Here is a 13,920-nt window from a genome sequence, read left to right as displayed (position 1 = left end):
GTGATCGGGTGAGTGTGACGGGATCGGCGCGGTTCCCCTGGGTGCCGGCGTACGCGGTGTTCGAGCACTACCTGGTGGGTCTGCGGCGCACCTGGTGCTCCGGGCGGTCAGGCTTGATCCCTGCGCAGCTCGGGCTCCGGCGGAAAACCTGACCTGGTCCAGCCATTCGGCGGACGCTTCCGGCATCGGGGTTCTTCGGACAGTTGGGTCTACCCTGGGCGACAATTCCCCTGAAACGGTCACTTCAGGGGGTCTGGGTATGCCGCATTTTCCGGTCAACCATCCGGCACGGCCGCTCTACCGGGTCCTCTCCGGGCTGATCGGCGTCTACATCCTGGTCTTCGGCGTGTGGGGCGTCGCCGAGACGATCGGGGATCCGCTCTTCGCCCGTAACAGCACCTGGGCCCTCGGGCTCCGGACCAACCTGGCCTTCTCACTGGCCTCGGTGGTCTTCGGGGTCGTTCTGATCATCGGGGCCTCGCGGCGTACCAACCTCGGCCACTACATGAACCTCACGGCGGGCGTGGTGTTCCTGGTGACCAGCATCCTGATGATGTCGGTGCTGCAGACCGGAGGGAACTTTCTCAACTTCTCGATGTCGACAGTGATCGTGTCGATGCTGTTCGGCCTGATCCTGCTCGGCACCGGCCTCTACGACAAGGTCGGCCCACCGGAATCCGCCGAGGCGGAGTTGGAGCACCGTAAGCACCCGGTGGCCGACGTGCACCGCCGCTGATCGGGGTCAGTTGCGCCGCGCGGTGATCAGCGTCGGCTTGGCCTCCAGGTGCGACAACCCGTTCCAGGCCAGGTTGACGAGGTGCGCCGCCACCGTCTCCTTGCGCGGCTTACGCACCTCCAACCACCAGCGACCGGTCAACGCCACCATGCCGACAAGCGCCTGCGAGTACAGCTCGGCGAGCTTCGGGTCGTACCCGCGGCTCTTGTACTCGGCGCCCAGGATGTGCTCGACCTGGTGCGCCACGTCGTTCATGACGCTGCTGAAGGTGGCCGTGCCGGACATCAGCGGCGACTCGCGGACCAGCACCCGGAAACCGCTGGTCTCCTCCTCGATGTAGGTCAGCAGGGCGAGCGCCGCCTGTTCCAGGAGCTCCCGCGGATGCCCGGCGGTCAACGCCGTGGTGATCCGGTCGAGCAGGGCCCGGACCTCCCGGTCCACCACCACCGCGTAGAGCCCTTCCTTGCCACCGAAGTGCTCGTACACCACCGGCTTGGAGACCTTGGCGCGGGCCGCCACCTCCTCGATGGAGGTGGCGTCGAAACCGCGTTCCGCGAAGAGTTGCCGGCCGGTCGCGATCAACTGTTCCCGGCGTTGGGCCGCCGACATGCGGATCCGGGAGGGAGGTTTGGCTTTCGGTGCCGCCGTCGGCGTCGCCCGTCGGCCGCCGACAGCTGCCGCCGCCTCGTCGCTGACCTCAGGCATGTCGCCGCCTCGCTGGCGCTCGGTGACGCCCTGCCGTGGAATGGTTCCTCCGCTGTGCCCGTTCACGTCGTCGCCTAACTGTCGGGCGGTTCGACCGCCCTGACGCGCCGTTCGACCGTACCCGGATCGGGCTCGGCTCCCGCCCACCGAGCCGCCTGGTGCCCCCGCATGGCTCGGTCACCCGGCCATCCTGCCAGGCGGCATCCTCGTGCACCGCCCGGTTTCAGCGGGGTGCGACCGGCTTCACCAGCTTGGCGGCGAGGCGCTCGGGCTTTGGCCAGCGCACCTGTGTTGCCGCGCCGGTCTTCTCGAACAACCAGATCACCCGGGCGGAGATGTCCACCTGACCGCGCAACACGCCGTGCCGGGCGCTGGTCGGGTCGGCGTGGTGCAGGTTGTGCCAGCTCTCGCCGAACGACAGGATCGCCAGCGGCCAGAAGTTCGACGCGCGGTCGCCCTGGCGCATCGCGAACGGACGCTCACCGTAGACGTGGCACACCGAGTTGATCGCCCAGGTGACGTGGTGCAGGAGGCCGATCCGGACCAGCCCGGCCCAGAAGAACGCGGTCAGCGCGCCCTGCCAGGACCAGGTCACCAGGCCGCCGATCAGCGCCGGGCCGAGCAGCGAGATGGCCACCAGCGCGGGGAAGAGTCGGTCGACCCGGCTGATGTCCCGGTCGGCGATGAGGTCCGGTGCGAAACGCCCGCGGTTGGACAGCTCCCGGCGGAAGAGCCAGCCCACGTGTGCGTGGAACAGGCCCCGGGTCAACGCCCAGAAGCTGGTGCCGAAGCGCCACGGCGAGTGCGGGTCACCCTCCAGGTCGGAGAACGCGTGGTGGCGCCGGTGGTCGGCGACCCACTGAATGATCTCGCCCTGTACCGCCAGCGAACCCGCGACCGCCAGAGTCACCCGCAGCCACCGCTTGGCCTTGAACGAGCCGTGGGTGAAGTAGCGGTGGAAGCCGACGGTGATGCCGAGCCCGGAGACGACGTACCAGACGAGGCCGATGATCACGTCGGTCCAGCCGAGCCAGCCGCCCCACGCCACCGGAACGGCGACCAGCAGAGCGACGAAGGGGATCACCACGAAAGCCCAGAGGGCGGCCAGGATGCCGGGGGACTGGCTGCCGTCGGTGAGTGGTTTGGGGCCGGATCCGGCGGTGTTGGGATCGAGTACAGCAGTGGACATGGGACCTCGCAGGGGGATGGTGACGATCACTAAGTTACGCCTACGTCACCGTAACTTACGGCACCATAGATCGCATCTGGAAGTTTGGAATCGCCTTCGCTTAACTATGTGAAGTCGCAGGTCAAACGGTCCGGTGGCGCAGACTCGGCCGACCCGGTCCGAGGGTGGCCGAGGTGCGGGCCGACCACCCCTGGTCCGTTCACGGCATCGACCGCTCGCCGTGCGGTGGGATGAGCGCTGGCGCCCGAGGGCCGGGGCGCTAAGGTGTAGCGGCGGGGTGTCCATCCCTCGTGCGACGTGCTCGCGTCGGTGATCGGCCGTGGTGTAATTGGCAACACCCGGGTCTTTGGTACCCGTATTTCAGGTTCGAACCCTGGCGGCCGAGCTGCCCACCTGCGTCCCTTTTAGGGCCTGGTGGGGGTAAGAGGGGAACGTGCCGGGCCTCGCGGCTAGCATGGCCGCGAGAGTGTCCGCCGTCCCGACGGGAGCCACGTCGTGCCCCAGCCCCACCTCCGTACCGTCGTCGTGCTTGCCGCCGGTGAGGGCAAGCGGATGAAGTCGACACTGCCCAAGGTGCTGCACCCCCTGCTCGGCCGGACGCTCCTCGGTCACGTGCTGAGCGCCGCCGCCCCGTTGGGCGCGGACCGCACCGTCGTCGTGGTGGGGCACGGCGCCGACCAGGTGCGGGCGCACCTGTCCGAGATCGCCCCGGACGCCACTCCGGTGCTCCAGGCCGAGCAGCTCGGCACCGGCCATGCCGTACGGATCGCGCTGGAGGCCGTACCGGAAGGTGCCGGCACCGTCGTGGTGATCAACGGTGACGTGCCCCTGCTGCGGCCGGAGACGGTGGGCGCGCTGGTGACCGCCCACGAGGAGGCCGGTGCCGCGGCCACGGTGCTGGCCGCCGAGGTGCCCGACCCGACCGGCCTCGGGCGGATCGTCAGGGACGCCGACGGGCGCCTGGAGCAGATCGTCGAGGAGCGCGACGCCGACCCGACGCAGCGCGCGATCCGGGAGATCAACGCCGGCATCTACGCGTTCGACGCGGTGCGGCTGCGCGAGGCGCTGGGCAAGCTCTCCACCGACAACGACCAGGGCGAGGAGTACCTGACCGACGTCTTCGGTCTGCTTCGTTCCGCCGGCGAGCCGGTGGCGGTGCACGTCGCCGTGGACCACGTCGAGACGTTGGGCTGCAACGACCGGGTGGAGCTGGCCACGCTGCGTCGGCTGCTGCGCGACCGGATCAACGAGGCGTGGATGCGCACCGGGGTGAGCCTGCTCGACCCCGCCACCACCTGGATCGACGTGACGGTCGCGCTGGACCGGGACGCGGTGATCGACCAGAACACCCAGTTGCGCGGCGGCACGGTGATCGGCGCGGGCGCGCTGATCGGGCCGGACGTCACCCTGATAGACACGATCGTCGGCCCCGCCGCGTCGGTGATCCGCAGTCACGCCGTCGGCGCCGAGGTGGGAGCGGGCGCGACCGTCGGGCCGTACGCGTACCTGCGGCCGGCCGCCCAGCTGGCCGAGAAGGCGAAGGTCGGCACGTTCGTCGAGGTGAAGAACTCGCAGATCGGTGCCGGCGCGAAGGTGCCGCACCTGACGTACGTCGGCGACGCGACGATCGGCGAGCAGACCAACATCGGTGCCGCGTCCGTCTTCGTGAACTACGACGGGGTCAACAAGCACCGCACGGTGATCGGCAGCCACGCGCGGACCGGTGCGGACAACATGTTCGTGGCGCCGGTCGAGGTGGGCGACGGGGCGTACACGGCGGCTGGTTCGGTGATCGTCGACGATGTGCCGGCAGGGGCGATGGGCGTCGCCCGGGCTCGCCAGCGCAACATCGAGGGCTGGGTCGTCAAGCGACGCGCCGGCACTGCCGCGGCGGAGGCGGCGCAGCGGGCCCGCGACGCGAAGGGTGTGGCCGGTACGACTGGTGCCGCAAGCCACAGTGAGGCAATCCACGGGGCGACCGAGACGGTGGGCGGCGCATCCGGCGCGGGAGATACTGCAACCGAATAGTCCCCGACCCACCACCACCGGGTCGGGTACCGCCGACATAACGGGAGCAGACGGGCCCATGGGCAGCATCGTCGCCGAAAACCGCAAAAGCCTGATGCTCTTTTCCGGACGTGGCTTTCCGGAGTTGGCCAAGGAGATCGGCGAGGTGCTCGGCGTCGCGCCGACGCCCGCCGACGCGTACGAGTTCGCCAACGGCGAGATCTTCGTACGGTTCAAGGACTCGGTACGTGGTTCGGACGCCTTCGTGGTCCAGTCCGTCACGCACGGGGTTAACACCTGGGTCATGGAGACCCTGATCATGGTGGACGCGCTGAAGCGGGGGTCGGCCAAGCGGATCACCGTGGTGCTGCCGTTCTACCCGTACGCCCGCCAGGACAAGAAGCACCGCGGTCGGGAGCCGATCTCGGCCCGCCTGGTGGCCGACCTGCTGAAGACCGCCGGCGCGAACCGCATCCTCACCGTCGACCTGCACACCGCGCAGATCCAGGGCTTCTTCGACGGCCCGGTGGACCACCTCTTCGCGATGGACATCCTCGCCGAGTACGTGGAGCACAAGTACGCCGGCCGGCCGATGACGGTGGTGGCACCGGATTCGGGGCGGGTGCGGGTGGCCGAGCGGTGGACCGACCGGTTGGGCGGGTGCCCGCTGGCGTTCATCCACAAGACCCGTGACCCGATGAAGCCGAACCAGGTAGTGGCGAACCGGGTCGTCGGCGAGGTGGAAGGCCGGGTCTGCCTGATCGTCGACGACATGATCGACACCGGTGGCACCATCGCCAAGGCCGCGGACATCCTCAAGGAGTCGGGCGCGGCGGAGATCGTTGTCGCGTCCACCCACGCGCTGCTGTCCGACCCGGCCACCGAGCGGCTGAAGAACAGCTCGATCAGCGAGATCGTGGTGACGAACACCCTGCCGCTCCCGCCGGAGAAGCAACTGGACAAGCTCACCGTGCTGTCGATCGCGCCGCTGCTGGCGCGGGCGATCCGCGAAGTCTTCGACGACGGTTCGGTGACCACCCTCTTCGGTGGCCTGAGCTGAGCCTGAGCCCCGTTTCCCCACTCGGCGTGCCGGTGGGGGGCGGGGCTGGCAAACTGGCGGAAACGGGGCCGGCACGCTGGTGGGAGCGCCACCGACGCGCCGGTCCTGAGCCGTGATCGGGGACTGCCGGAAACCCTGGAAACAGCTCGGGTAGACTGGTGCGGTTGCCACGGCGAGGGTGCCCGGCGGGCCGCTGAAAAGCGCCGCACGGAGGCACCGTCATCGACGCGGTGCTCCGGGCAGTCGTTCATGACGCATGAGCCCCAGCGAGCCCCTCGCCCAGCACCGTTAGACGACAAGCCGCCGCAGCGAAAAGCATCAGGAGTTTCCCCGTGTCCGAGGTAAAGATCAGCGCCGAGCCCCGTACCGAGTTCGGCAAGGGTGGTGCCCGCCGTACCCGCCGGGCCGGCAAGGTGCCCGCCGTGCTGTACGGCCACGGCGAGAAGCCGAAGCACATCGCGCTGCCGTCGCGGGAGTTCGCCGCCGCGATCCGCAAGGGCGGTGCCAACCAGCTCTTCGCGATCGACATCACCGACGGCACCCAGGTGCTGGCGCTGCCGAAGGCGATCCAGCGTGACCCGATCCGCGACACCTTCGATCACGTCGACCTGATCCTGGTCCGCCGGGGCGAGAAGGTCACCGTCGAGGTCCCGGTCCAGCTGACCGGCGAGGCCGCCCGGGACACCCTGATCGTGCACGACCACGACACCCTGTCGGTGACCGCGGACGCCACCAAGGTTCCGGACCACCTCGAGGCGTCGATCGAGGGCATGGAGGCGGGCACCCAGGTGACCGCCGGCGATGTCACGCTGCCCTCCGGCGTCGAGCTGGCCGCCGACTCGGATCTGACCGTCGCGTCGGTGACCGCCGCCCCGACCGCCGAGCAGCTCGAGGCGACGCTGCCCGACGTCGAGGTTGCCACCGACGAGGCCGAGGCCGAGGTCGGCGAGACCACCGAGGGCTCCGAGGGCGCGGACGAGGCCCCGGCCGAGGGCGCCGAGACGACCGAGGCGCGCACCGAGGCCTGATCGGTTCGTACTGTGCGACAGGCGTCCCCGGATGTTCCGGGGGCGCCTGTCGGCATATCGGGAGTCGCTGCGTTGGGCGTCGGAGAGGACGGGTCGTGACAGACGAGGCGGGGCCATGGCTGGTGGTCGGCCTGGGCAACCCGGGCCGGGAGTACGCCGGCAACCGGCACAACGTCGGGTTCATGGTGGCGGAACTGCTGGCCGGGCGGGTGGGTGCGCGTTTCGGCCGGCACAAGCGGGCGGTGGCCGAGGTGGCCGAGGCGCGGCTGGGGTTCGGTGGGCCGAAGCTGGTACTGGTCAAGCCACTGACGTACATGAACCTGTCCGGTGGGCCGGTCGCTGCCCTGGCGCAGTTCTACAAGGTGCCGGCCGCTCAGGTGATCGCGGTGCATGACGAGCTGGACATCGGCTTCGGCCAGGTGCGGGTCAAGTTCGGCGGCGGCGAGGGCGGGCACAACGGCCTGCGCTCGATGTCGAAGTCGTTGGGGACCAAGGACTACGCCCGGGTGCGGTTCGGCGTCGGCCGACCGCCGGGGCGGCAGGATCCGGCGGATTACGTGCTGTCGGATTTTGGCGCGGCCGAGCGCAAGGAGTTGGATTTCCTGGTGGACCGGGCCGCCGACATGGTGGAGTCGGTGATCGTCAAGGGCGTGGAGCCGACCCAGAACCTCTACCACGGCGGCTGAGCCGGGCGGGGCGTACCCGGATCGGAAACGGCGGGCCGGTAGTCTGCGCCTTTCAGCGTGCCGCGACCGGCGACGCGAGTCGCGGCGGATCGGCCCGTGCGGGCAGCGCGGCGAGGCGACGGGAGCGGACAGATGAGCAGTCCTCCGATGATCGATGGCGCGTTCGCCCGATGGTTGGCGTCCCGGGCCGGGCAGGCGCTGCTCGACCTGCGCACGGAGATGGGTTTCGCCGACGCCGGTGCGCTGAAGTCGGCCGGGGACAAGGTGTCGCACGACCTGATCCGCACGGAGTTGGCGAAGTGGCGTCCGGGTGACGCGGTGCTCTCCGAGGAGGACGAAGGGTCGCGGTTGGCCTGGGCCGCGGAGGTCAACACCGGAGCGGTGTCCCGGCTGAACGCGGACCGGGTGTGGATCATCGACCCGTTGGACGGCACCCGGGAGTTCTCCGAGGAGGGCCGCTCGGACTGGGCGGTGCACGTGGCGCTCTGGGCGCGCAACGCGCCGAGCCCGCACGGGCTCGTCGCCGGGGCCGTGGGGTTGCCGGCGCAGCACCGGGTGCTGGGCACCGACTACCCGCCGGCGTACCCGCCGATGACAGTGGAGGCGGCGACGGCCGGCGAGCGGAAGATCCGCCTGGCCGCGAGCCGGAGCCGTCCGCCGGTCTTCCTGACCGATCTGGCCGAGGACGTCGGGGCGCACCTGGTGCCGATGGGCTCGGCCGGCGCGAAAATCGCCGCAGTGGTCACCGGCGAGGTGGACGCGTACATCCACGCAGGTGGGCAGTACGAGTGGGACTCGGCGGCCCCGATCGCTGTGGCGACGGCCACCGGACTGCACGCTTCCCGGATCGACGGTTCTGCGCTGAAATACAACGAGGCGGATCCGCGGCTGCCCGACCTCCTGGTCTGCCGCAAGGATCTCGCCACCCGGTTGCTTGCAGCGTTGCAGAAACATTCCGGGTAGCCTGAGCGCACTTTCTTGACATGTCCGACCGGAAAGGTCTGGAAATCGGATGAGCGAGCGAATCGAGCCGGTGTCATGACCACCCCCGCGGCGTACCAGGTCTCCCACCTGGACGCCTTGGAAGCGGAGAGCATCTTCGTGATGCGCGAGGTGGTCGCCGAGATGGAACGCCCGGTGATGCTCTTCTCCGGTGGCAAGGATTCGATCGTCATGCTGCGGCTCGCGCAGAAGGCGTTCGCCCCCGCCAACATCCCCTTCCCGGTGATGCACGTCGACACCGGGCACAACTTCCCCGAGGTCCTGGAATACCGCGACCAACGGGTCGCCGAGCTGGGGTTGCACCTCGTGGTGGCGAGCGTGCCGGAGGCCCTGGCCAGCGGCATGGTCCGGGAGTCCGGTGACGGCATGCGCAACCGGATCCAGACACCGGTGCTGCTGGACGCGGTGGAGAAGCACCGCTTCGACGCGCTGTTCGGTGGCGCCCGCCGGGACGAGGAGAAGGCCCGGGCGAAGGAGCGGGTGTTCAGCTTCCGCGACGAGTTCGGTCAGTGGGACCCGAAGAACCAGCGGCCGGAGCTGTGGTCGCTGTACAACGGCCGGCACCACCCGGGCGAGTCGATCCGGGTCTTCCCGCTGTCCAACTGGACCGAGCTGGACGTGTGGCACTACATCGCCCGGGAACGCATCCCGCTGCCGTCGATCTACTACGCGCACGAGCGCGAGGTGATCGAACGGGACGGCATGTTCTACGCAGTCAACGAGTTCTTCCGCCCCCGCGCGGGTGAGGAGCGGTTCAAGGCGCAGGTGCGCTACCGCACCGTCGGCGACGCCTCCTGCACCGCCGCGGTCCGCTCCGACGCGGACACCGTGGAGAAGGTCATCGAGGAGGTGGCGGCCACCCGGATCACCGAGCGCGGCGCCACCCGTGGTGACGACCGGGTCAGCGAGGCCGCCATGGAGGACCGCAAGCGGGAGGGCTACTTCTGATGAGTACCGAGATCGTGGCCGCCGCGAGCGCGGACGCGCGGGCTGTTGCCGGCGCCGGGCCGGAGGCCCGGCCGATGGACCTGCTGCGGTTCGCCACCGCCGGCAGCGTGGACGACGGGAAGTCGACCCTGATCGGGCGGCTGCTCTACGACACCAAGTCGCTCTTCACCGACCAGTTGGCCGCCGTGGAGGCGGTCAGCGCGGCTCGCGGTGACGAATACACCAACCTGGCGTTGCTCACCGACGGTCTGCGTGCCGAGCGGGAGCAGGGCATCACCATCGACGTGGCGTACCGGTACTTCGCCACCCCCCGGCGCAAGTTCATCATCGCCGACACCCCGGGCCACATCCAGTACACCCGCAACATGGTCACCGGCGCTTCGACGGCGGACCTGGCGTTGATCCTGGTGGACGCGCGTAAGGGCCTCGTCGAGCAGTCCCGCCGGCACGCGTTCCTCTGCTCTCTGCTGCGGGTGCCGCACCTGGTCCTCTGTGTCAACAAGATGGACCTCGTCGACTGGTCGCAGGAGGTCTACGAGCGGATCGCCGACGAGTTCACCGCGTTCGCGGCGAAGCTCGACGTACCGGATCTGACAGTGGTTCCGGTCTCCGCGTTGCGCGGCGACAACATCGTCACCCGGTCGGACAACATGCCCTGGTACGAGGGCCCGTCGCTGCTGCACCACCTGGAGCGGGTGCACATCGCCAGCGACCGCAACCTGGTCGACGTCCGGTTCCCGGTGCAGTACGTGATCCGTCCGCAGTCCACCACTGTCACCGACTACCGCGGCTACGCCGGCCAGGTCGCCTCCGGCGTGCTGAAGCCGGGCGACGAGGTGATGGTGCTGCCCTCCGGCTTCACCAGCCGGATCGCCGCCGTGGAGACCGCCGACGGGCCGGTCGCGGAGGCGTTCCCGCCGATGTCGGTGACGGTACGACTGGCCGACGAGATCGACATCTCGCGGGGTGACCTGATCTGCCGGCCGAACAACGCTCCGGCGGTGGCCCAGGACATCGAGGCGATGGTCTGCTGGATGGACGAGACGGCCCCGCTACGGGTCGGCGGCCGGTACGCGATCAAGCACACCACCCGGTCGGCACGGGCGATCGTGCGCGGGTTGCACTACCGGCTGGACATCAACTCCCTGCACCGCGACGAGTCCGCCGACGAGCTGCGGCTCAACGAGATCGGTCGGGTGCGACTGCGCACGACAGTGCCGCTGCTGGCCGACGAGTACCGCCGTAACCGCACCACCGGCGGCTTCGTCATCATCGACGAGGCGACCAACCGCACGGTAGGCGCCGCCATGATCGTCGAAGCGAGCTAACCCCAACCCGCGCTGCCCGCGCTGCCCGCGCTGCCCGCGCTGCCCGCGCTGCCCGCGCCCGCGCGCAAGACGCGCTCGATCCAGGATGTAGTGGCCTCGCCCGTTGGGCGAGGCCACTACATCCATGAATCAGCACGATCTCCACAGCCGCCTCCGCCCGACCCCCGCCCGCCTGAGGCGGGTGATCAAGAGGTTCGCGTCAGATTCCGGGCTCGAATTGACGCAAACCTCTTGATCACCGCCGGCCCGGGTGGGGTGGGGGTGGGGTTGGTGGGTTGGGTTAGGGCAGGCGGGTGGCGCCGGGGGAGGGGAGGACCGTCACGGTGCCGGGGGCGGTGAAACCTCGTTGCGCGTACGCGTCGGACACGGCAGCGGCTACCGCGTCGGCACTGTCAGCCTCGATCAGCGCGAGTACGCAGCCGCCGAAGCCGCCGCCGGTCATCCGGGCACCCAGCGCGCCGGCTGCCAACGCTGCCTCGACCGCGGTGTCGATCTCCGGGACGGTGATCTCGAAGTCGTCGCGCATCGAGACGTGGGAGGCGGTCAGCAGCGGGCCGATGTCTCGGACCCGGGCGGCGCGGAGCAACGCCACCGTGTCCAGTACGCGCTGGTCCTCGGTCACCACGTGCCGGACCCGTCGCCGGGTCTCCTCGTCGTCGAGCCGTGCCAGCGCGGCGTCGAGCTGGTCGATGCTCACGTCCCGCAGCGCGGTGACACCGAGCGCGTTGGCCCCGGCCTCGCAGGAGCGACGGCGGGCCGCGTACTCCCCGTCGGCGTGGCGGTGCGGCGCGCGGCTGTCGATGACCAGCACAGCCAGCCCGTCGGCGTCGAGGTCGAACGGGATGTGCTCGACCGACTCGTCCCGACAGTCCAGGAAGAGGGCGTGCCCGGCGCGGCAGCGGATCGCCGCGGACTGGTCCATGATGCCTGTCGGCGCGCCCACGTAGACGTTCTCCGCCCGTTGCGCCAGCCGGGGTTGCAGTTCCGGGGCGAGCTCCAACTCGCCGAGGTCGAGCAGGGCGGCCAGCACTGCCGACTCCAGCGCGGCCGAGGAGGAGAGCCCGGCGCCCAGCGGCACGTCGGAGGCGATCGCCAGCCGGGCGCCGGGCACCGGGTGACCGGCCTCGCGTAGCGCCCAGACCACACCCGCGACGTACGCGCCCCAGCCGGAGACGCGACCCGGCTCGGCGACGTCGTCGGCGCCGAAGGTGATCGACTCGCCGGAGAGTTCGGACCAGACCGTCCAGTGCTCGCCGTCCTGCCGGTCGGCGGCGACGACGGTGCGCATCGGCAGGGCGAAGGGCAGCACGAAGCCTTCGTTGTAGTCGGTGTGCTCACCGATCAGGTTGACCCGCCCAGGGGCGGCCCAGCGGCCGGTGGCCTGGGCACCGAACTGCGCGGAGAAGCCGGCCGCGGCCCGCTCGGCGACATCGCTGCTCGGGTTGGTCATGACTGGCCCAGGATGTGCGTGCGGTAGAACGCCCAGGCATCCCCGACCATGTCGTGCAGGGTCGGCTTCTGCGGCACCCAGCCCAGCTCGTCGCGGGCCAGTGCGGAGGATGCGACCAACTCGGCCGGGTCGCCCTCGCGGCGCGGGGCGACCTCGACGGGCAGGTGGTGCCCGGTGACCTCGCGCACCACGTCGACGACCTGGCGGTTGGTGAAGCCGTGGCCGTTGCCCAGGTTGTAGATCCGGTGCTGACCGCCGGTGGCCGCGCCCAGCGCCAGCAGATGCGCGCGGGCCAGGTCGGCGACGTGGATGTAGTCGCGGACACAGGTGCCGTCCACTGTGGGGTAGTCGTCACCGAAGAGCTGGAGCTTGTCCCGCCGGCCGGCGGCGACGTCCAGTGCGATCGGGATCAGGTGCGTCTCCGGGTCGTGCCGCTCGCCGAGGGTGATGTCGCCGTCGAGGTGGGCGCCGGCCACGTTGAAGTAGCGCAGCGAGACGGCGGCCAGCCCGTGCGCGATCGCCTCGGAGGTGAGTGCCATGTCGACGGCGAGTTTGGTGGCGCCGTACGTATTGGTGGGTGCTTTGACCGCGTTTTCGGTGATGGGCAGCTCGGTGGGGTTGCCGTAGACGGCGGCGGTGGAGGAGAAGACCATCCGGGGCACCCCGGCGGCCCGGACCGCGTCGATCAGGGCGAGCGTGCCGATGGTGTTGTTCTGCCAGTACAGCTCCGGCTTGACCATCGACTCGCCGGCGGCGATCAGGGCGGCGAAGTGCAGCACCCCGTCGAAGCCGGCGTCCGCGGTGATGACCTGGGCAGCGTCGTGGATGGACGCCTCCACGTGGGTGGCGTCCGGCGCGAGGGCCTCGCGGTGGCCGGTACGCAGGTCGTCCAGGATGACCACCTGGTGACCCGCGTCGAGCAGCATCCGGGTCACCACGCTCCCGATGAAGCCGGCGCCCCCGGTGACGAGCAGTTTCACGTCGTTGCCTCCTGCCTGGCCCGCCCGGGACGTGGCCCTTCGGTGATCACACTAGGGCGGTGGCCGGCGCTCTCGCCGTCGCCACCGCCAACCCCATTCCATCATAATCTCTCATGATTAAACAGAGCCGAACATCTCTCCGCCGCTCCGCGTGATCCCCGGTGCGGCGGGCCCACGGTGTCTACCATCTCTGTCATGCGGGAAGCGGCCCGTACCGGGCTCCGGCGAAACGCGCGGGCACACCCCCGCCGCGACCCTGGCCCGCTCGCCCGGGGCGTAGCCCGGGTGCTGGTTCGCGCCGCGGATGGCGCCACCCGACTCGTCACCGATCTGCTCGGGACCGGTCCGACGACCGGTCGGGAACACATCTCCGAGGCCGATCTGCGGGACCTTGTCGCGGCGAACACGGTGCTCGACCCGGACGAGCGTCGGATCATCGACGAGGTCCTGGTGGCCGGTGCCAGTCTGATCCGCGAGGTGATGATGCCGCGCACCGAGGTGGTCTTCCTCCCGGCACGGATGACCATCGTCGAAGCGGCCCGACTGGTCCGTGCCGAAACGCACACCCGTTACCCGGTCACCGACGGCACGCACGACGACGTGGTCGGCTTCGTGCACCTCCGTGACGTACTGCTGCGCCCGGACGCCGACCCGTGCGTCACCGTCGGCGAGTTGGCCCGGGAGGTGAAGCGGCTCCCGGGCAGCAACCGCTCAACGGCGACGGCACCCGCCCGGTCAGCGCACCGCTGGTGAACAACACATTCGTGGTGCAGAGCGGCGGGACCCTGACCACCTACCAGG

General features: G+C 70.0%; 12 protein-coding genes, 1 tRNA gene and 1 pseudogene. 10 read left to right on the top strand and 4 right to left on the bottom strand.

Translation table 11 applies throughout. The annotated features are described in order from the left end of the window. Nucleotides 1-259: 259 nt before the first annotated feature. On the top strand, nt 260-736 hold the full coding sequence (locus tag ABZ749_RS14920; protein ID WP_357227784.1) for a DUF4383 domain-containing protein: 477 nt from the start codon (nt 260-262) through the stop codon (nt 734-736). Nucleotides 737-742: 6 nt separating this feature from the next. Here ABZ749_RS14920 and ABZ749_RS14915 read toward each other — a convergent pair whose 3' ends face one another. Continuing rightward, on the bottom strand, nt 743-1,441 hold the full coding sequence (locus ABZ749_RS14915) for a TetR/AcrR family transcriptional regulator (RefSeq protein ID WP_357227781.1): 699 nt from the start codon (nt 1,439-1,441) through the stop codon (nt 743-745). A 223-nt stretch (nt 1,442-1,664) separates the two neighbouring features. Then, complete coding sequence (locus ABZ749_RS14910) at nt 1,665-2,630, bottom strand: acyl-CoA desaturase (protein WP_357227778.1); 966 nt, start codon at nt 2,628-2,630, stop codon at nt 1,665-1,667. Between the two features lie 313 nt (nt 2,631-2,943). On the opposite strand from ABZ749_RS14910, the gene ABZ749_RS14905 reads away from it, so the two are divergent. The 8 genes from ABZ749_RS14905 (at nt 2,944) to ABZ749_RS14870 (ending at nt 10,689) form a co-directional block, all read left to right on the top strand. Beyond that, nucleotides 2,944-3,015: transfer RNA gene (locus ABZ749_RS14905), tRNA-Gln, on the top strand. 110 nt (nt 3,016-3,125) lie between these two features. Beyond that, entirely contained in the window at nt 3,126-4,658 is a 1,533-nt protein-coding gene (gene glmU, locus ABZ749_RS14900) for a bifunctional UDP-N-acetylglucosamine diphosphorylase/glucosamine-1-phosphate N-acetyltransferase GlmU (protein ID WP_357227775.1), read from the top strand. 58 nt (nt 4,659-4,716) lie between these two features. After that, nucleotides 4,717-5,697 (top strand): ribose-phosphate diphosphokinase, encoded by a 981-nt coding sequence (locus ABZ749_RS14895; RefSeq protein ID WP_030329105.1) that lies wholly within the window; start codon nt 4,717-4,719, stop codon nt 5,695-5,697. Nucleotides 5,698-6,029: 332 nt separating this feature from the next. Continuing rightward, nucleotides 6,030-6,725, top strand: a complete 696-nt coding sequence (locus ABZ749_RS14890; RefSeq protein WP_357199922.1) for a 50S ribosomal protein L25/general stress protein Ctc — start codon at nt 6,030-6,032, stop codon at nt 6,723-6,725. Between the two features lie 95 nt (nt 6,726-6,820). Next, on the top strand, nt 6,821-7,411 hold the full coding sequence (pth, locus tag ABZ749_RS14885; RefSeq protein WP_357227772.1) for an aminoacyl-tRNA hydrolase: 591 nt from the start codon (nt 6,821-6,823) through the stop codon (nt 7,409-7,411). 132 nt (nt 7,412-7,543) lie between these two features. After that, entirely contained in the window at nt 7,544-8,374 is an 831-nt protein-coding gene (locus tag ABZ749_RS14880; RefSeq protein WP_357227769.1) for a 3'(2'),5'-bisphosphate nucleotidase CysQ, read from the top strand. A 75-nt stretch (nt 8,375-8,449) separates the two neighbouring features. Next, nucleotides 8,450-9,361, top strand: a complete 912-nt coding sequence (gene cysD / locus ABZ749_RS14875) for a sulfate adenylyltransferase subunit CysD (RefSeq protein ID WP_357199931.1) — start codon at nt 8,450-8,452, stop codon at nt 9,359-9,361. A gap of 74 nt (nt 9,362-9,435) precedes the next feature. Beyond that, a complete protein-coding gene (locus tag ABZ749_RS14870) occupies nt 9,436-10,689 on the top strand; it encodes a GTP-binding protein (protein ID WP_355010213.1) in 1,254 nt (417 codons plus the stop codon). A gap of 280 nt (nt 10,690-10,969) precedes the next feature. Here ABZ749_RS14870 and galK read toward each other — a convergent pair whose 3' ends face one another. Next, nucleotides 10,970-12,139 (bottom strand): galactokinase, encoded by a 1,170-nt coding sequence (gene galK / locus ABZ749_RS14865; RefSeq protein ID WP_357227766.1) that lies wholly within the window; start codon nt 12,137-12,139, stop codon nt 10,970-10,972. Further along, nucleotides 12,136-13,065 (bottom strand): UDP-glucose 4-epimerase GalE, encoded by a 930-nt coding sequence (galE, locus tag ABZ749_RS14860; RefSeq protein WP_357227788.1) that lies wholly within the window; start codon nt 13,063-13,065, stop codon nt 12,136-12,138. Before galE ends, galK begins: the two co-directional genes overlap by 4 nt. A 249-nt stretch (nt 13,066-13,314) precedes the next feature. Between galE and ABZ749_RS14855 the strand changes: the two are divergent. Further along, a pseudogene (locus tag ABZ749_RS14855) lies at nt 13,315-13,869 on the top strand (CBS domain-containing protein); the annotation flags it as partial. Nucleotides 13,870-13,920 lie beyond the last annotated feature (51 nt).

The sequence above is a fragment of the Micromonospora sp. NPDC047753 genome (assembly GCF_040642735.1).
Lineage (GTDB): Bacteria > Actinomycetota > Actinomycetes > Mycobacteriales > Micromonosporaceae > Micromonospora.
The sequence above is the reverse complement of the archived record's forward strand: the minus strand, read 5'-3'. Positions and strand labels throughout refer to the sequence as shown.